General features: G+C 67.8%; 15 protein-coding genes. 8 read left to right on the top strand and 7 right to left on the bottom strand.

The genetic code is table 11. From position 1 onward, the window contains the following. Positions 1–50: 50 nt before the first annotated feature. Positions 51–1,001 (bottom strand): DMT family transporter, encoded by a 951-nt coding sequence (locus tag ACFV2O_RS24035; RefSeq protein WP_379253745.1) that lies wholly within the window; start codon positions 999–1,001, stop codon positions 51–53. A 647-nt stretch (positions 1,002–1,648) separates the two neighbouring features. On the opposite strand from ACFV2O_RS24035, the gene ACFV2O_RS24040 reads away from it, so the two are divergent. Both ACFV2O_RS24040 and ACFV2O_RS24045 read left to right on the top strand, forming a co-directional pair. After that, positions 1,649–2,416, top strand: coding sequence for a serine/threonine protein phosphatase (locus ACFV2O_RS24040; protein WP_356965783.1), 768 nt, complete (start codon positions 1,649–1,651; stop codon positions 2,414–2,416). Between the two features lie 77 nt (positions 2,417–2,493). Further along, positions 2,494–2,976: an adenosine-specific kinase gene (locus tag ACFV2O_RS24045; RefSeq protein WP_379253746.1), complete on the top strand. Its 483-nt coding sequence runs from the start codon at positions 2,494–2,496 to the stop codon at positions 2,974–2,976. 96 nt (positions 2,977–3,072) lie between these two features. Here the strand turns inward: ACFV2O_RS24045 and ACFV2O_RS24050 are convergent, their stop codons facing one another. Next, entirely contained in the window at positions 3,073–3,948 is an 876-nt protein-coding gene (locus ACFV2O_RS24050; protein WP_355075366.1) for an LLM class F420-dependent oxidoreductase, read from the bottom strand. 89 nt (positions 3,949–4,037) lie between these two features. Further along, positions 4,038–4,376 carry a putative quinol monooxygenase gene (locus ACFV2O_RS24055; RefSeq protein WP_356965779.1) on the bottom strand — a complete coding sequence of 113 codons (339 nt, stop codon included), beginning with the start codon at positions 4,374–4,376 and terminating at the stop codon, positions 4,038–4,040. Positions 4,377–4,437: 61 nt separating this feature from the next. On the opposite strand from ACFV2O_RS24055, the gene ACFV2O_RS24060 reads away from it, so the two are divergent. Then, complete coding sequence (locus ACFV2O_RS24060; protein ID WP_379253747.1) at positions 4,438–4,779, top strand: ArsR/SmtB family transcription factor; 342 nt, start codon at positions 4,438–4,440, stop codon at positions 4,777–4,779. Between the two features lie 67 nt (positions 4,780–4,846). Here the strand turns inward: ACFV2O_RS24060 and ACFV2O_RS24065 are convergent, their stop codons facing one another. Continuing rightward, positions 4,847–6,238: a DUF1214 domain-containing protein gene (locus ACFV2O_RS24065; RefSeq protein ID WP_379253748.1), complete on the bottom strand. Its 1,392-nt coding sequence runs from the start codon at positions 6,236–6,238 to the stop codon at positions 4,847–4,849. Positions 6,239–6,332: 94 nt separating this feature from the next. After that, positions 6,333–6,695 (bottom strand): metalloregulator ArsR/SmtB family transcription factor, encoded by a 363-nt coding sequence (locus tag ACFV2O_RS24070; RefSeq protein WP_355075358.1) that lies wholly within the window; start codon positions 6,693–6,695, stop codon positions 6,333–6,335. 94 nt (positions 6,696–6,789) lie between these two features. On the opposite strand from ACFV2O_RS24070, the gene ACFV2O_RS24075 reads away from it, so the two are divergent. Beyond that, on the top strand, positions 6,790–8,748 hold the full coding sequence (locus ACFV2O_RS24075) for a heavy metal translocating P-type ATPase (RefSeq protein ID WP_379253749.1): 1,959 nt from the start codon (positions 6,790–6,792) through the stop codon (positions 8,746–8,748). A gap of 55 nt (positions 8,749–8,803) precedes the next feature. On the opposite strand, the gene gndA is transcribed toward ACFV2O_RS24075, so the two are convergent. Then, positions 8,804–10,249, bottom strand: a complete 1,446-nt coding sequence (gene gndA / locus ACFV2O_RS24080) for an NADP-dependent phosphogluconate dehydrogenase (RefSeq protein ID WP_356965772.1) — start codon at positions 10,247–10,249, stop codon at positions 8,804–8,806. Positions 10,250–10,466: 217 nt separating this feature from the next. Here gndA and ACFV2O_RS24085 point away from each other — a divergent pair, with 217 nt between their 5' ends. Then, positions 10,467–10,685, top strand: a complete 219-nt coding sequence (locus ACFV2O_RS24085) for a TetR family transcriptional regulator (protein ID WP_379253879.1) — start codon at positions 10,467–10,469, stop codon at positions 10,683–10,685. Positions 10,686–10,884: 199 nt separating this feature from the next. Here ACFV2O_RS24085 and ACFV2O_RS24090 read toward each other — a convergent pair whose 3' ends face one another. After that, positions 10,885–11,397 (bottom strand): MarR family transcriptional regulator, encoded by a 513-nt coding sequence (locus tag ACFV2O_RS24090; RefSeq protein WP_355075348.1) that lies wholly within the window; start codon positions 11,395–11,397, stop codon positions 10,885–10,887. Positions 11,398–11,605: 208 nt separating this feature from the next. Here ACFV2O_RS24090 and ACFV2O_RS24095 point away from each other — a divergent pair, with 208 nt between their 5' ends. The 3 genes from ACFV2O_RS24095 (at position 11,606) to ACFV2O_RS24105 (ending at position 17,551) form a co-directional block, all read left to right on the top strand. Then, positions 11,606–12,835: a TetR/AcrR family transcriptional regulator gene (locus tag ACFV2O_RS24095; protein ID WP_379253750.1), complete on the top strand. Its 1,230-nt coding sequence runs from the start codon at positions 11,606–11,608 to the stop codon at positions 12,833–12,835. A gap of 216 nt (positions 12,836–13,051) precedes the next feature. Beyond that, the gene (locus tag ACFV2O_RS24100) at positions 13,052–14,887 is read left to right on the top strand and encodes an acyl-CoA dehydrogenase (RefSeq protein ID WP_379253751.1); all 1,836 of its coding nucleotides are present in this window, start codon (positions 13,052–13,054) and stop codon (positions 14,885–14,887) included. Between the two features lie 312 nt (positions 14,888–15,199). Beyond that, entirely contained in the window at positions 15,200–17,551 is a 2,352-nt protein-coding gene (locus tag ACFV2O_RS24105) for an arylsulfatase (RefSeq protein WP_379253752.1), read from the top strand. Positions 17,552–17,599 lie beyond the last annotated feature (48 nt).

Raw genomic sequence — 17,599 nt, forward strand, 5'->3', positions numbered from 1 at the left:
TGTCGGCAGCCGCGACGGAAATACGTGAGCGATGCCGACATCCGGAAAACCTAGGTGGTTTTGTCTACAGCGCTGGACACCGCCATTTCGGCATACGCCCGATCGCCGACGGCGTCGGCACGGGAACCGCGCGCCACTCCCGCGCACGCCACGACCACCAGGCCGATACCCGACCACTGCGCCGCCCGCATCTGCTCGCCGAGCAACAGCAGCCCGACGCCCGCGGCCACCACGGGCTCCAAACTCATCATGACGCCGAACACCGCGGGCGTGATCCGGCGCAAGGCCGCCATCTCGATGGCATGCGGCAGCAGCGACGAGAGCACGGCCAACGCCGCCGCGGCCACCAGGAAGACCGGATCTCTCAGCGCCACAGCGTCATTCGCGACCACCACCGGCACGGCGAGCAGTCCGCCGAGGCCCATCGCCAACGCCAGTCCGTCGTGTCCGGCGGTGTGCCTGCCCACCACGGCGCCGCACGTGATGTAAGCGCCCCATCCCGCACCGGCAGCCGCCGCGAACAGCACCCCGCTCCACGAGACCGGCCCTTCGCTGTCGACCAACAGCAGAACGCCCGCTCCGGCGAGCGTCACCCACAGCGCGTCGCGGGTGCGCCGCGACCCGATCAGGGCGACGGCGAGCGGACCGATGAAGTCGATCGTCACCGCCATGCCCAGCGGGATGCGGTCCAGGGCCGCATAGAAGCACAGGTTCATGCCCGCGATGGCCACGCCGAGCCCGGCGACCGGCAGCAGCGCCCTGCGCTCGAGCCGCGGCGACGGCCGCCACAGCAGCACGGCGAACACGCCCGCGAGGACGATCCGGCCGCACGCGACCGTTACCGGCGACGCGAGTGTGAACAGGTGCTTGGCGATGACCGCGCCGAGCTGGATGCTGACCATCGCGGCGACCACGAGCACCGGAGTGTGCACACCTCCGCGCGGCGGGATCAGCCGCGGCGCGAATCGTAGGGAGGCGTCATCGGCGGGACTGATGACCACGTAGTACTCCGTTCCTGAACACGCCTGCACCCGGGGCGGCGCGCGTTGTCGGACGCCGGCGGATCCGCTGCACGGCCCGACTCGGCGCGTCGATTGATCTGCGGCAGAGAGGTTGTCGGCCGCGTCAGCGCCGAACAGACGTGGACACGCACCGATCCTGCACCCGCGCTGGGACGTAACGAGCCGACGGCTCCGAATTTGCGGTCGCCGCAGATATCCGTCGAATTGTGCGGCGAGAGCCGAACAAATCGGACAAAAGTGACCGGCTTCGGTGATTTGTGCGCTGCGTGCACCCCTGCTTCACAGCGGAGAACGTAAATGCGCCGAGCAACGAACAGTGAGCCGATCGATTGCCGGAATCCAGAAACAATGTTGCGAAATGCGTCCCGCGCTGTGGACTGCGGCACAAGGTACAGCGGTGATCGATCAATGCGCCCTTCGTCCGCCCGCCGGCGGCAGCACGCGACAGCGTCTGCTCCGGCCGGAAGGCGGGCAGCGCCACCGGCCGGGACGCCCGTCGTGACCTGATCGAGAGCGAATTCTCAGCGTTCACACAACGGACTCTCGCCAAGTCCAAATACTGATGCGGTGTCCTTGAAGGGTGCTGGTCGGCAGCACTCAGAGCCCAGCTACGAGGAGACCAGTTCGTGTTTACCGGTACCACCGCGAGCATGCCGCGGATCCAGACACCGCGGCTGGGCGGAACGACCGGCGCTTCGGCCAGTCGGCGCGCGTCACGGTCGATCAACGCCGACGCGGTGGCGATCGAGACCGACGCCGTGACCGGAGCGACGGCGTACGTCGTCGCCGACGGCGTCGGAGATCATCTGCTCGGAGCCCGCGCGGCACGCACGGTCGCCGCCGCGGCGGCGCGCTCCGCCGCCGCCGACGGAGCGCGCGCGGGAATTCTCGCGGCCCAGGAGGAACTCCTGCGCGAGGTCCCGGAGCCTTCGGCCGACAGCGTGCTCGTGGTCGCGGTGCTTCCGGCCGCCGATCAACCCGATGGCCCCTGCGAGGTGGCGTGGGTCGGCGACTGTCGCGCGTATCGCTGGAACGGGCGAGTGTTGCACCAGATCACGACCGACCACACCGTCGCCGAGCTGTACCGCACCCGCGGGCTCGCCTCCACCCCGCGAATGGATCATCTGGTCACCACCTCGGCGCGCACCGTGCGGCCGGACGCGATCGGATACGCCGCCACCGGCTCGAGCACGGGCAGACTGCTGCTGAGCACCGACGGCGTACACAAGCCACTCGGCATAGCCGCGGTCAAAGCCATCCTCGCGCAGGGCGACGCGGCTCCCACGATCGCGAACACTTTGGTGGATGCCGCCCTCCTGGCCGGTGGAAGGGACAACGCCACCGCACTGGTCGTGGACCTGCCTTTCCGGCCGGGGGGCACCCACGACGGGTGATCCCGGGACCGTTTGCGACGCGCGGAACAAATGTCGAAATGCTATGAATCGACGTCGTCGGGGCGCAGTATGTCGCTGTGGAGCTGACAGCCGTGCGCATCGACAAACCGGATGATCTCAACGTCGTCATCGGACAGTCCCATTTCATCAAGACCGTGGAAGACCTGCACGAGGCGCTGGTCGGAGTCGGTCCGCACCTGCGCTTCGGGCTGGCGTTCTGCGAGGCCTCCGGACCGCGCCTGGTCCGCCGGTCCGGCAACGACGACGCACTCGTCGAGCTCGCCACCAAGAACGCGGTCGACATCGGTGCGGGACACTCGTTCATCGTCTTTCTCCGCGAGGGCTACCCCGTCAACGTGCTGAACGCCGTGCAGCAGGTCCCGGAGATCTGCGGAATCTACTGCGCCACAGCCAATCCCGTCGAGGTTCTGATCGCGGAAACCGAACTCGGCAGAGGAATCATCGGAGTGATCGACGGTTCGCCGCCGCTCGGCGTGGAAGATGCCGACGACCAGGCGGCCCGGAAGCAGCTGTTGCGTCAGATCGGCTACAAACTGTAGGACCGCTGCCCCGCCGGTTCGTACGGCGCGCACCGATGGTCGGCGCACCGGCTGGGCCCGGAATCCCGCAAGCGATCCGGGCCCGCGCCGGATACCTCAGCCGAGTTCCGCCAGTTGCGGGACGGCAGGCGCCATGCCGTCTATCCATGCCGCCGGTGAGCCGGTGGTCGGAGTGACGATGGCCGTCTCGATGCCGAGTTCGGCATAGTCGGCCATCTGCCGGACGAATTCGTCGCGGTTTTCCGGGCTCGGCCGCGGGTTGTTGGCGATGATCGTCTTGCGGATCTCGTCATAGTCGCGGCCGACGTCGTCACAATGCCTGCGCAGCACGTCGAGTTTGTGCTCGACGTCCCCGGGCGAGGAGCCGAACAGGTTGCAGGCGTCGCCGTACTGCGCGACCAACCGCAGCGTCTTGCGCTCTCCCCCGCCGCCGACGAGCACCTTCGGCCGGTTGATGGGCTGCGGCGAGCACAGCGTCTCGGCCAGCTGGTAGTACTTCCCGTCGAACGGCCCGTTGTCCTGCGGGTCCCACATCTGGCGGCAGATGCGCAGCGTCTCCTCCAGCCGCTCGAACCGTTCGGCGGTCGGCGGGTACGGCACACCGAGCCCGCGGTGCTCGCGCTCGAACCACGCGGCGCCGATCCCGAGGACCGCCCGGCCGCCCGACAGGACGTCGAGGGTGGTGACGATCTTGGCGAGCAGACCGGGGTGACGGTAGGTCACGCCGGTGACGAGCAGTCCGAGGTCGATGCGCGAAGTGTGCGCGGCCAGATAGCCGAGGGTCGTGTACCCCTCCAGCATGTTCGCCTCCGCGGGCAGGCCGGTCGGCTCTATCTGGAAGTAGTGGTCCATGAACGACAGCCACGTCGCGCCGGATTCTTCCGCCGCCGCGCCCACCCTTGCCAGCTCACCGGCGATGGCGGTGGTGCCACCGTCGATATCGAAGATTGGTATGTGAAAACCGAGCTCCATGAAGTGATCCCTTCTGCTGGACAACCCTGTATGAGCGCACCCTAAGCGCTGGAGTGCGCTCCAGGTCAAGCAGCGGATCGATCAGGTGGTCAGCCTGCGACCGGGCGCGGATACGGGCTGTGCATCGACAGCCAGCGGATGTCGAGATCCCGTTCGAGGTAATCCATGCGCTTGTCCCAGAACGCCCGCATGTGCGGCAGGGCCAAATGACGATCGAGATCTTCCTTGGACCGCCATACCTCGTAGAAGACGAACGTGCCCGGCCGGTCCTTGTCCTCGTGGAAGTGATACTCCAACGAACCTTCTTCGGCGCGCGTGGGCTCGACGAAGGACAACAGCAACTCACGCAGTTCCGCCGCGCGCTCCGGTTTGGGGTGGGCGAAACCGACGAGGGCGTAGGGCGCATGATCAGGTACGAGATTTTTCATACCTCGGACGCTAGCGGCCACTGAGGTACGATGCAACACGTACCTATGGAGGAGGTTCGCCGTGCCCGGCAGCGATCAGCCCGCACCGGAGGAGATGGAACTCGGTTCGGTGTTCGCCGCGCTCGCCGATCGGCATCGCCGCCAGGTGATCCTCACGCTCCTCGCCGAGCCCGACGGCACCGAGCGCCATTGCAGTTCGTTCGGCCTCCCGGTATCGAAAGCGACACTCACACACCACTTTCGGGTTCTTCGCCAGGCCGGGCTGATCCGTCAGGTCGATCGCGGCAACAGCAATATGGCCCAACTACGCAGAGCCGAACTCCAGCACCGATTCCCTGGCTTGATCGAGTTGCTCCGCGCGGAAATCCCGGACCGACGATCTTCGCCGGAGACATCGGCCTGATCGATGAGACGCAAGCGCTGTCAACCCGCCCCATAGGCCGAGCCGCGAGGGCCGTCGCCACACTCGATCAGCTCGCGCGCTCGAAATCGCCGGGCCGCCAAGTCTGGTCGAACGCCGCTTCCTCGGGTCCGTAGATGCGCAGATAGGCGAACCATCCGCGGCCGGGGACGGTTTGCAGCCAGCGGGTCTCGACGCCGTCAGGAGGAATGGGGCCGAAGTGCAGCCGCACGGGGCCGTCGGGCGGGAGGTCGCGCAACTCGAACAGCGACCGGAGGGCGGCCTTGCCCTGGTCGGCCTGGATCTGCGAGCGGGTCTGCGCGTCGTAGACCGTCACGGACCAGAACAGCCCGGCCGGCACCGGCCGCGGTATATCGAGGGTATAAGTGGCACTACCGTCCAAGTTATCCCCTCGCCCGTCCCGCATGGCGAGCCAATACAGCGATCCGCCGCCCACCTGCCGCCGGAACACGGCCGGTGAGGCGATGATCGCTTGGGCGAACCACCGGTCGCGCGCTTCGAGGTCGAGACCGGAGGCGGTCCGGAAGTCGCCGTTGTCGGCGACCAGTCCCACCCATTCCCAGCGACGGTCCGGCCAGGCCATGCGGTCCGGCCGGCCACTGGCGAACGCCGAGACGAGCAATTGACCGCGCCCGGTCCGCGCCGCGGCCGTCAACAGCGCCGCGGACCGGCGGTCGGGCGCGAACCGAACGCCTCGCTCGAGACCGATCGCCCCGAGCAGCCCGTACATCGGCAAGAACTCCGGCACCACCGGTTCCGTCTCGAGAATCCCGTGCAGCACCCGCCAGTAAGAGATGTCGGCTTCCCAGCACAAACAGGTGGAGTCCATGGCCACCTCGGTGGTGTCGATGATGTCCAGCACCGCGCCCGCCTCCTCGAGCGGATGCACCCGGACCGCCCGCAGCGCATCCATCGCCTCGGCCAGGTCGCCACCGATCGGCAGCGCGCGCACGGCGAGCAGCACTTTGAAGGACGCGGATCGCCCGACGTGCGCCCGATCCGGCAACGCCCCCGCGTAGCCGGGAGGAACGATGACGTAAGTGCCGCCCTGCCCTCGGTCGGGCCTGGGAATGCCGAGATCGGTGATCCACCGTTGATGATGATCGTCGACCAGGCCGATGTACGGTCCCGGCGGAAGCTCGACCACCATCGGCCCCGCCGACAGATCCAGCACCGCGGCGCCATACGGGGTATCGGAATTCAGAGTGAACCCGACATGCCGCGGCCCGGTCGAGGCGATTCCGACCGCGCGGTTGTCGTTCAGTCCGATCTCCCTGTTTCCGTTGAAAATTCCTTCCATCGACACGGTCGGATACCAGAACCGGTACGCGACCACGGCGCGCTGGAACACGCTGTCGTCCCATACCCGAGTCGCGGAGGACTCGATCGGATAGCCATTCGCGAACTCGTACCGGTTGTCCACCATCGCCGGATCCGTCATTTCCTGGACGGTGCCACCGCCGTACCGGGCCGACATCACCCGAAGCGGGTGAAAGACTTGCCGAGCAGCCGGATCGCCAGTGCCGCAGAGGCGGTCAGACCGCGGCCTCAGGACGGTCGGACAAGCCGAGGCGCAGGTGTTCGCTGTGGTAGATCGCCTCGTCCAGCAGTTGGGCGACGTGGTTGTCGTAGAGGCTGTAGACGATGCTGCGGCCGGTGCGAGTGCCCGTGACCAGACCCAGATTGCGCAGCAGCCGAAGCTGGTGGGAGACGGCGGACTGTTCCATGCCGATGGCATCGGCCAGCGCGCTCACCGGCAGCGGCCCTTGGCGCAGTTCGGTGAGGATCATCAAGCGGCTCGGTGTGGCCAGCGCCTGCAACGTGGTCGCCACATGGGTGGCCGATTCGGGATCCAAGCGCACGGCAGGGCGGTCCCTGCCTTCGACGCCGTGTCCCATGACTGAACAGCATACTCTAGGAACAAATGAAGACATGTTCATGTGTTCTGGTATGGTTCGGGCCGTCTGTCCGTTGCTGTTCTGGAGGTGACCCGTGGCCGCGCCGACGCTCGCGCCGACTCGTCCGACTCCGCCATCCGGTCGCGTACCCGTGCGCCGGACCCGGCTGTTCGCCCTTCCCGAAGCCCGTTGGGCCGCAGTGGCCGTGGTCTTCTTCTGCGCCGGGCTGGCGGTGCAGCTGATCGATGGCCCCCAGTGGCTGCGCTGGGGCCTGTACCTGGCCTGCTACGCCGCAGGCGGCTGGGAACCGGGGTGGGCCGGCTTACAGGCTCTCCGCGACAAGACGCTCGACGTCGACCTGCTCATGGTCGCCGCGGCGATCGGAGCGGCGGCCATCGGCCAGATCACCGACGGCGCGTTGCTGATCGTCATCTTCGCGACCTCCGGCGCCCTGGAAGCGCTGGCCACCGCCCGGACCGAGGACTCGGTGCGCGGACTGCTCGACCTCACACCCGACACCGCGACCCGGGTCGCGGGCGACGGCGAGGAAGAGACGGTCCACGCCACCGAACTGCGCATCGGAGACGTCCTCGTGGTGCGGCCCGGCGAGCGGATCGCCGCGGACGCGACCGTCCTCTCCGGCGGCAGTGAGGTCGATCAGGCCACCATCACCGGCGAACCGTTGCCGGTGAACAAAAACCAGGGCGACGAGGTGTACGCGGGCACCCTCAACGGCACGGGGGCCCTGCGCATCCGCGTCGTGCGCCGCGCGCAGGACTCCGTGGTAGCGCGCATCGCGGCCCTGGTCGAGCAGGCGGCCCGAACCAAAGCGCGCACTCAGCTCTTCATCGAGAAGGTGGAACAGCGCTACTCCGTCGGCATGGTCGCGGTCACCCTCGCGGTGTTCGCCATCCCGCTGCTGCTCGGTGACAACGTGCGGCGAGCGCTGCTGCGAGCGATGACGTTCATGATCGTCGCCTCCCCCTGCGCGGTGGTGCTGGCCACCATGCCGCCCCTGCTGGCGGCCGTCGCCAACGCGGGGCGTCACGGTGTCCTGGTCAAATCCGCGGTGGTCATGGAAAAGCTCGGCGCCACCACGCACGTCGCCTTCGACAAGACCGGCACCCTGACCCGCGGCATCCCGGAACTCGCCGAGATCCGCTGCCTGGACCAGCGATTCACCGACGCCGAGGTGCTTCGGCTCGCCGCCGCGGCCGAGCACCCGAGCGAGCACCCCCTCGCGGCGGCGATCGTGCGCGCGGCCCGCACCCGAGAGCTGCGGCTGCCCGAGGTCACCGAATTCACGGCCCACCCAGGTCGCGGCGTGACCGCCCGTGTCGGTGACCGTCTCATCGGCGTCGGCTCCCCCGCCGCGTGGGAACCCACCCACGACGGCCACACAACTGTCGACGCCTTCCACGCGAGCGGCTACACCGCCGTGGTCGTGACCTGCGAGCACGAACCGATCGGAGTGCTCGCACTGACCGACCAGCTCCGGCCCGAAGCGGTGGCGGCCGTGCGCGCGACGACCGCGCTGACCGGCAGCGCGCCGATACTGCTGACCGGCGACAACACCGCCACCGCCGATCGGCTCGCCGCGTGTGTCGGCATCACCGACGTCCGGGCGGAACTGCTGCCCGACGACAAGATGATCGCGGTGCGCGAGTTGCAAGCCGACCGGCGGAAACTGACCGTGGTCGGCGACGGCATCAACGATGCCCCGGCGCTCGCCGCGGCCGAGGTCGGCATCGCCATGGGCGGCGCCGGATCCGACCTGACCCTGCGGACCGCGGACGCCGTCGTCGTGCGCGACGACCTGACCACGATCCCGGCGGTGATCGCGTTGTCCCGGCAGGCGCGACGGGTGGTGACCGCCAACTTGGCCATCGCCGCCACCTGCATCGGCGTGCTGGTCGTCTGGGACCTCGCCGGGACCCTGCCGCTCCCCCTCGGCGTCGCCGGGCACGAGGGATCCACCGTCCTCGTCGGGCTCAACGGGCTACGCCTGCTCCGCCGGGGTGCGTGGGAGCGAGCTGCCGGATCACGGGAGTGACAGCGACCTCCGTCGCAGTGCGGAAACGAATCCCGCACTGCGACAGCGCGTCCGGCTAGTCGGCGCGAACCTCGCCGCGGTCCCCGCTCCACAGCGTGTGGAACTTGCCTTCGGCGTCCACCCGCTCGTAGGTGTGCGCACCGAAGAAATCACGCTGCCCCTGGGTGAGCGCGGCCGGGAGACGCTCGGCGCGCAGGGCGTCGTAGTAAGACAGCGACGAAGCGAACGCGGGCACCGGAATGCCGAGCAGTGTCGCGGTGGCCACGACGCGGCGCCAGCTGTCGATGGCCGTCTCGATCGCCTCACGGAAGTACGGTGCGAGAATCAAGCTCGGCAGCGCCGGGTTCTCGTCGTAGGCGTCCTTGATCCGGTTGAGGAACCGGGCGCGGATGATGCAGCCGCCACGCCAGATCGTCGCGAGATCACCCGGCCGCAAGTTCCAGTCGTATTCGGCGCTGCCCGCCGCGATCTGGTCGAAGCCCTGCGCGTAGGCGACCACCTTCGAGGCGTAGAGCGCCTGCCGGATGTCCTCGGTGAACCGCTCCACGTCGGTGGGCTTGTCGGCCAGCCGCCCGGAAGCCAGACCCCGCGCGGCCTTGCGCTGCTCGCGCGAACCGGACAGCGCCCGCGCGAACACCGCTTCGGCGATTCCGGTCACCGGCACGCCGAGGTCGAGCGCGGACTTCACCGTCCAGCGCCCGGTGCCCTTCTGCTCCGCCGCGTCGACGATCACGTCGACCAGCGGCTTGCCCGTCTTCGCGTCGACCTGGTTCAGCACCTCGGCGGTGATCTCGACCAGGTAGCTCTCCAGGTCGCCGGAGTTCCACTGGGTGAACACGTCCGCGATCTGTTTGGCGTCGAAACCGAGCGCGTCGCGGAACAGGTGGTAGGCCTCACCGATCAACTGCATGTCGGCGTACTCGATGCCGTTGTGCACCATCTTGACGAAATGTCCGGAGCCGTCCGGGCCGATGTGGGTGCAGCAGGGCGTTCCGTCGACCTTCGCCGCGATGGATTCCAGCAGCGGCCCGAGCGAGTCGTAGGACTCCTTGGGGCCGCCGGGCATGATCGCGGGGCCGTTGAGGGCGCCCTCCTCGCCCCCGGAGATGCCCGCTCCGACGAAGTTCAGCCCGCGCTCGCGCATCGCGGCTTCCCGCCGAATGGTGTCGGTGTAGAGGGCGTTTCCACCATCGATGATGATGTCGCCCGGCTCCATCGCGTCCGCGAGTTCCTCGATGACCGCGTCGGTCGCGGCGCCTGCCTTCACCATGATGAGCACCCGGCGCGGCTTCTCCAGCGCGGCGACGAACTCCTCGATCGTTTCGGTCCGCACGAAGTCGCCGTCGTCGCCGTGGGCCTCGAGCAGTGCGTCGGTCTTGGCGATGCTGCGGTTGTGCAGCGCAACGGTATAGCCGTTCCTGGCGAAGTTCCGTGCGATGTTGCTACCCATGACCGCCAGACCGGTGACCCCGATCTGTGCGCGCGCTGTAGAGGTCGGCATCAATCAGCTCTCTTCGTTCGACAGGGCGGCGCGTCCGCGCGAAGCTGTTCGGCGGCGGCATCGTGGCGTCCGTTCCACGACGCTTCAGACCTTACCCACTCCGCCGGTGCGGGCTCGGAGCGCATCACGAGCCGCTCACCCGCTCGATGTGGACTTGGTGGCCGCGCCACGACCAGGTGCTCGACTGTGGCCGAGAATCCCAGCTCCGGCGTAGGTCATCGAGGACGGTTACGCCGCGACGACGACCAACAAGATCGCCGAACTCGCCGGCGTCTCCATCGGCACCCTCTTATCACTACGTCCCCGACAAGGACGCACTGCTCTACTCACTGGCACCTGCGGCACGCTTCCCAGGCGCTGCTGGAAACGGCCGGGCACCTGCGTGCCGAACAGCCGCCTCTGGTCGACACCCTCCGGCAGCTGGTCGTCGCCGTGACGCGGTTGCACACGGCTCAACCGGATATGCACCGGCTGCTCTTCGATCAGGCCCCCCGCACCGCCGCGAGTGTCGAACGCCTCCGACAACTCGAACGGGTCCTCGCCGACGAAGTGGAATTCCATCTGCGCCGCCTCGAGGTCGGCGGCGGCGACCCGGGCTCACGCCGCCCGCCGACCCCGGCCGGGCGGCCGCCGAGTCATCGCGAATCGGCCACCAGTGACCCGGCGCCGAGACCGCCCGCGATCAGCGCATCCGCTCCCCGGTCACCGTAAGCGATGCGCTCGAGCAGATCCAGCGCCTCGCCGACCTTGTGCAACTCACCCGTCCGCAAACTCTCCGACAACGCTTGCGCCAGCGCGTCGTTCGCGGACGCCTGATGTCCGCACACCCACGCGCGGCCTTCGTCGGTGAGAGTCAGATTCACCCGGCGTCCGTCGTTCGGGTCACGCACACCGATGATCAGACCCTGGTCGCGCAAGCCGTCGACCACGTTGCGCATCGTCTGCGGCCGCAGCATCTCCAGCCGCGCCAAGTCGACCGCGGCCATGGCGCCGTATCGGTGCAGCCGTCCTAAGACCGCCCACTGCGTCGCGGACAGCCGCCGTTCGTCGGGATCTCTCCGGGCGCGCCGCAGGATGACGGTCGTCGCAATGCGCAGCCGGGCCGCGATGGTGGACAGTGCTGTGGCGTCCGCGGTGTCAGCGCTCACGGGCGGGCTCCCTCTGCTTACCTGGTGGGACAACGATCCCCGGGCTGGTGATAGCTGCGGGAAGCCTACTCGACAGTAGGACATCGGCGTGGCCCGTGACGAAATCGTCATACGGACCGGTGGCCGCGACAGATCGCCACGGCCCACCAGCTATCGGGAGGCGGCCCGATAGCTGGTGCGGACCGCCCGATGCGCGACACTGACCGCGATGGGCACACAGGCGAACGGCGGACAACCACGGCGGAGACCACCGCATCGACGCGAGATGATCCTGGCCGCCGCGGTCGACGCCTTCACGCACGGCGGCTATTACGGCACGACGATGGCCGACATCGCGGCTGCGGTGGGCATCTCCGCGACGGCGTTGTATCGACACTTCCGCAACAAACAGCAACTTCTGGGCCAATGCCTGCTGGTTGGCCTCGACGACACCTTGAACCGGCTGGACGCCGCATATCGCGCCGATGACTCCGGCGGCGCGGTAACGGCCGAGTTGGTCCGGGTCGCGCTGGAGTTGCGCGGCCTGCCGCGGCTGTGGCAACTGGAGTTCCGCAATCTGACCGCCGCCGACAAGACCGCGGTGCTCGTCCGCGTCGCGCGGCTCACCCGCTACCTACGACACACGATCCACTTACGCCGACCCGAACTGAGCACGGCCGATGTCGAATTGCTGAGCTGGTGCGTGCTGTCGATCGCGGTCAGCCCCTCCTATCACCGCGCCGAGTTGCCCGCGCCGGCCGCCGCGCAGGTGCTCGACGCCGCCGTCGCGGCGGTGATCACGACCCGGATGCCCGAACACCCGAACGGCCACGCGCCGAGCCGGCCACCGCGCACCGAGATCGGCAACACCGCACTGGACCGAGCGCTGCGCTCGGAGCGAATGCTCGCCGAGGCGGCGCGGCTGTTCAGCACCCGCGGTTACGCCGCGGTGGGCATCGAGGACATCGGTGCGGCCGTCGGCGTCACCGGACCCGCCCTGTATCACCATTTCTCCAGCAAGGCGGAGTTGCTGGACCAGATCGTCCGGCGCCAGGACGAGTGGCTGCGACTGCTGCTCGCCCGGGCGATCGCCGAGGGCCGCAGCGCCGAGGAGTCCCTGCGCTCGCTCATGCGCAGCTTCGCGCAATTGGGCGTCGACGAACCCGACCTCCTGGCGATCACGGTCAGCGAGACCCGGCATCTTCCTGGCGACGGGGTGCAGCGCTATCGGAGGGTGCGCCTCGACGGCATCGCCCAGTGGGCCCGCATGCTGCAGGCGGTGCGGCCGGATCTATCCGCGCCCGTCGCGCGGGTGCTCAGCCGCGCGATCGTCACCGTCGTCATCGATGCCGTACGCAATCCCCGCTTCCGGCGGCGCGCCGATCTCGTCGACGTCCTCGTAGCCATCGGGGAGCGGATCGAAACGGCGGGAAATCCCGGCCGCACCTCCTCGCAGTGATTTACACCACTTAGCGAGCATTAACTTAGCTGCGCCAATTACGTGCTAGCAGCGGATTGAATGCCGTTGGACATCCGACCATCTACTTAGTGGTTATTAACATAAGATTGCTTTCGCGTCATCGGTGCCGCACAGTGTGCCGTGGGTGAGCACCTATCCGTGCGCCCGCCGAATCCCTCGCCGGTACACCGGCCGTTTCTCGAAAGGCCCTGGCTCGTGAGCCATTACAAGAGCAACGTGCGTGACCTCGAGTTCAATTTGTTCGAGGTGTACGGACTCGACGACATCCTGCGGACCGGAGCGTTCGGGGACCTGGACGGCGACACCGTGCGATCGATGCTGGCGGAGGCCGCGCGCCTGGCCGAAGGGCCGGTCGCCGAACCGTATGCCGAAACCGACCGCAACCCGCCGGTTTTCGATCCGGCCACCCACTCGGTCAGCCTGCCGGAGTCGTTCAAGAAGGCGGTGCGCGCCTGGTACGACGCCGAATGGTGGCGCGTCGGCAAGTCCGAGGCGGTCGGCGGAGTGCCCGCCCCCTCGATGGTCAGCTGGGCCATCAGCGAATTCGTGCTCGGGGCGCAGCCCGCGGCCTACATGTATCTGACCGGGCCGATGATGGCCCACATCATCGACGGCATCGGCACCGAGCAGCAGCGGCGCTGGGCGCGATTCATCACCGAACTCAACTGGGGCGCCACCATGGTGCTGACCGAGCCCGACGCCGGTTCCGACGTCGGCGCCGGTCGCACCAAGGCGATCGAGCAGGAAGACGGCACCTGGCACATCGAGGGCGTGAAGCGGTTCATCACCTCCGCCGACGCCGACGACTTGTTCGGCAACATCGCCCACCTGGTGCTGGCTCGCCCCGAAGGCGCGGGACCGGGCACCAAGGGCCTGTCGCTGTTCTTCGTACCGAAGTTCCACTTCGACCACGAGACCGGTGAGCTGGGCGACCGCAACGGCGTCTTCGTCACCAACGTCGAGCACAAGATGGGCCTGAAAGCGTCCGCCACCTGTGAGCTCACCTTCGGCGGCCACGGCGTCCCGGCCAAGGGCTGGCTGGTCGGCGAGGTGCACAACGGCATCGCGCAGATGTTCCACGTCATCGAGGAAGCTCGGATGATGGTGGGCACCAAGGCCATCGCCACCTTGTCGACCGGCTACCTCAATGCCCTCGAATACGCGAAGAACCGGGTGCAGGGCAGCGATCTGACCCAGATGGCGGACAAGTCCGCACCGAAGGTGACCATCACCCGGCACCCCGACGTGCGCCGGTCGCTGATGATGCAGAAGGCCTACGCCGAAGGCCTGCGCGCGGTATACCTGTACACCGCCGGTCACCAGAACGACGTTGTCGCGCAGCACATCTCGGGGGCGGATGCCGAGCTGGCCGCGCGGGTCAACGACCTGCTGCTTCCGATCGTCAAGGGCGTCGGCTCGGAGCGGGCCTACCAGTACCTGACCGAGTCGCTGCAGACCCTGGGCGGTTCGGGCTTCCTGCAGGACTACCCGATCGAGCAGTACATCCGCGACGCGAAGATCGACTCGCTCTACGAGGGCACCACCGCGATCCAGGCGCAGGACTTCTTCTTCCGCAAGATCGCCCGCGATCGCGGCGTCGCGCTCGCACACATCGCGGGCAAGATCCGGGACACGGCGCAATCCGGCGTGGGCAACGGCAGGCTCAAGACCGAGAAGGTGCTGCTGGCCACCGCGCTGGAGGACGTCCAGGACATGGCGGGCCGATTCACCCAGCACCTGATCGCCGCCCAGCAGCAACCCACCGAGTTGTACAAGATCGGACTGAATTCCGTCCGGTTCCTGCTCGCCGTCGGCGATCTCCTCATCGCCTGGCGTCTGATCGTCGCCGCCGAGATCGCCGCCGCGGCCTTGGATGCCGAGCCGGGCGGCGGAGACCGCGCTTTCTATGAAGGCAAGATCGCCGTCGCGTCGTTCTTCGCCAAAACCGTCCTGCCGCACCTCAGCGCGGAATGGTCGGTCATCTCCGACGTCGACATCAGCGTCATGGATCTCGACGAAGCCGCATTCTGACACCCTCGGCGATCAGGGTCGCACCGGCCGCCGCATCCGACGATGCGGCGGCCGGTCGGCTTCCGCCACTGACAGTCGCGCCCGCGTCGTCTAGCATTTGACTCACGTCGCGATAGCGGATGGGCGAGGAACCGATATCGGACGCTCCGGTGGCGTCGATTTCCGACGATGAGGACCCACCCGGCTCCGCGGCAGTACTTGATCGCGCAGTGCCACCGCGGCACCGCTCGTCGACGCAGTGGCATCGCACGCGTTCATTCGGACAACCAGGCTGGCGGTGTCCAGTCCATCCGCAGGACGGAGGGCGGGTAGATGTCACTGGAAGAATACAAACGGGGAACGGCTTTTCCCGGAATCATCGGGCGAACGACGGATGTGTCGAATCCCGCATGGCCACAACCGGTACGGGCGGCGCCCGGCGCACCGAACTTGGTGTTCATCGTGCTCGACGACACCGGATTCGGACAGCTCGGGTGTTACGGCAGTCCCATTTCCACGCCGCATTTCGACGCGTTGGCCGCGGGCGGACTGCTGTACAACAATATGCACACGACCGCGCTGTGCTCACCGTCGCGTTCCTGTCTCATCACCGGGCGTAACCATCACGCCAACGCCATGGCGGGCATCACGGAGATCGCCACCGGGTATCCGGGCTACAACGGCAATATCCCATTCGAGAACGGATTCCTCTCGGAGATGCTGTTGCAGCACGGCTACAACACCTACATGGTCGGCAAATGGCATCTGGTGCCGTCGGAGCAGGAATCCGCCGCAGGCCCCTACGATCGTTGGCCGCTCGGGCGGGGCTTCGAGCGGTTCTACGGCTTCCTCGGCGGCGACACCAGTCAGTGGTATCCGGATCTGGTCCACGACAACCATCAGGTCGAGCCGCCCGCCACCCCGGAAGACGGCTACCACCTGACCGCCGATCTGGTGGACAAGGCGATCTCCTTCATCGCCGGGGCCAAACAGGTCGCCCCGGACAAGCCGTTCTTCTTGAACTTCTGCACCGGCGCCACACATGCGCCGCACCACGTGCCGAGGGAGTGGGCGGACCGTTACCGCGGCCGATTCGACGGCGGCTGGGACGCCTATCGCGAATACACGTTCGACCGGCAGCGCGAGCTCGGTGTCGTACCACCGGACGCGCGGCTTTCCCGCCGTGATCCGGATGTGCCCGAATGGGCCGCGCTGTCCGCCGACGCACGCCGCCTGGCGGCACGAATGATGGAGGTCTACGCCGGATTCCTCACCCACACCGACCACCACATCGGACGACTGCTCGACTTCCTCGACCAGCTCGGCGAGCTGGACAACACCCTGCTCATGCTCGTGTCCGACAACGGCGCCAGCCCGGAGGGCGGGGTCACCGGAACCACGAACGAACTGCAGTTCTTCAACAACGCCCCGGAACCGATCGAGGACAGCCTGCGCGCCATCGACGAGCTGGGCGGTCCGACCACGTTCAACCACTATCCGTGGGGTTGGACCTGGGCGGGCAATACTCCCTTCCGGCGGTGGAAACGCGAAACCTACCGCGGCGGCGTCAGCGATCCCTTCCTGGTCCATTGGCCTCGGGGCATCACCGCACAGGGCGAGATCCGAACCCAGTACGCGCACCTGATCGACGTCGTTCCCACCGTTCTCGACGCTTTCGGCCTCGAACCGCCGGACACCATCAAGGGCGTATCCCAGTCCCCCTTGCACGGTGTCGGTTTCGCCCACACTTTCGACGATTCCACCGCCGCGACCCGGCACCACACGCAGTACTTCGAAATGCTCGGCCACCGAGCCATCGACCACAACGGCTGGCGGGCCGTGTGCCCCTGGCCGGGCCCGTCCTTCGCCGAAGCGGACCGGCCGTTCGGCACGCCGATCACGGCCGATGACCTCGGCCGGCTCGACGCCGACGATTGGGAGCTCTACCACGTCGCCGAGGACTTCGCCGAGACCCGTGACCTCGCCGCTGAACGTCGAGACAAGCTCAACGAGATGATCGCCCTGTGGTATGTGGAAGCAGGCCGCTACGACGTGCTGCCGATCGACGGCAGCGGATTGCAACGGCTGCTCGCCGAGCGTCCGCAGATCACGCCCGCGCAGACCCGATACACCCTGCGCCCGGACACCGAGACGCTGCCTGCGGCCGTCTCGCCGCGGGTGCTGAACCGCCCGCACAGCGTCACCGCCGAAGTGGAGATCCCGTCCGGCGGCGCCGAGGGCGTCTTGCTGTGCCAGGGCACCAATGCCGGAGGCTGGACCTTCTTCGTCGCAGACGGCCACTTGCACTACGCCCACAACTACGTGCGGCGCACCGTGCACCGCGTCGCCTCGACACGAACCATCCCGGAAGGCCGCCACGAATTGCGCTTCGAGTTCGAACCCACCGGCGCACCGGATTTCGGCAATGGCAAGGGCACCCCTGGCACCGCCCGGCTCTACGTCGACCGCAGCCCGGCAGGCGAAGCCGATTTCCCGTTCATCACGCCGGTCGCGTTCAACCCCGGTGGGATGACCTGCGGCGCCAACCCGGGCTCCGCGGTGGTGCCCGACTACCGGCCGCCCTTCCGGTTCACCGGCACGTTGCGCACGGTCGTCGTGGATCTGTCCGGAGAACTGACAACGGACGCCAAGAGCGAGATGCGCATGCACATGGCTCGGCAGTAACCGATACGCCCGCCGCGCTCTCTAATACCCGGGGGTCGTCGCCACACC

The organism is Nocardia sp. NPDC059691 (genome assembly GCF_042733915.1).
GTDB classification, from domain to species: domain Bacteria; phylum Actinomycetota; class Actinomycetes; order Mycobacteriales; family Mycobacteriaceae; genus Nocardia; species Nocardia sichangensis.

What these genes read in the sequence shown, in the direction of transcription:
- ACFV2O_RS24050 (WP_355075366.1), bottom strand. Translation starts at nt 3,948, where the DNA reads ATGGAGCTCGGTTTTCACATACCAATCTTCGATATCGACGGTGGCACC.
- ACFV2O_RS24055 (WP_356965779.1), bottom strand. Translation starts at nt 4,376, where the DNA reads ATGAAAAATCTCGTACCTGATCATGCGCCCTACGCCCTCGTCGGTTTC.
- ACFV2O_RS24065 (WP_379253748.1), bottom strand. Translation starts at nt 6,238, where the DNA reads ATGACGGATCCGGCGATGGTGGACAACCGGTACGAGTTCGCGAATGGC.
- ACFV2O_RS24070 (WP_355075358.1), bottom strand. Translation starts at nt 6,695, where the DNA reads ATGGGACACGGCGTCGAAGGCAGGGACCGCCCTGCCGTGCGCTTGGAT.
- gndA (WP_356965772.1), bottom strand. Translation starts at nt 10,249, where the DNA reads ATGCCGACCTCTACAGCGCGCGCACAGATCGGGGTCACCGGTCTGGCG.
- ACFV2O_RS24095 (WP_379253750.1), top strand. Translation starts at nt 11,606, where the DNA reads ATGGGCACACAGGCGAACGGCGGACAACCACGGCGGAGACCACCGCAT.
- ACFV2O_RS24105 (WP_379253752.1), top strand. Translation starts at nt 15,200, where the DNA reads ATGTCACTGGAAGAATACAAACGGGGAACGGCTTTTCCCGGAATCATC.